Raw genomic sequence first — 276 nt, forward strand, 5'->3', positions numbered from 1 at the left:
TACCGCCTGATCCCGCTGGTCGACCATGCCCAGAACGGCGAGCTGCTGCACCGCATCCGCAGCCTGCGCAAGAAATTCGCCCAGGACGTGGGTTTCCTGCCGCCGGTGGTGCATATCCGCGACAACCTCGAACTCAAGCCCAACGATTACCGCATCCTGCTGTCCGGCGTCGAGATCGGCCACGGCGTGGCGATGCCGGGCCAGTGGCTGGCGATCGACCCGGGCGGCGTGACCATGCAGATCAAGGGCACGCCCACCACCGACCCGGCCTTTGGC

The 276-nt window shown here is 67.0% G+C and carries 1 protein-coding gene; it reads left to right on the forward strand.

Features of this window, described 5'->3' with window-relative positions:
* Nucleotides 1–276: FHIPEP family type III secretion protein (locus R0J88_RS19925; RefSeq protein ID WP_410900865.1), on the forward strand; the 276-nt coding region annotated here is incomplete at both ends.

This window comes from Pseudoalteromonas sp. SIMBA_162 (assembly GCF_046535955.1).
GTDB lineage: Bacteria > Pseudomonadota > Gammaproteobacteria > Enterobacterales > Alteromonadaceae > Pseudoalteromonas > Pseudoalteromonas marina.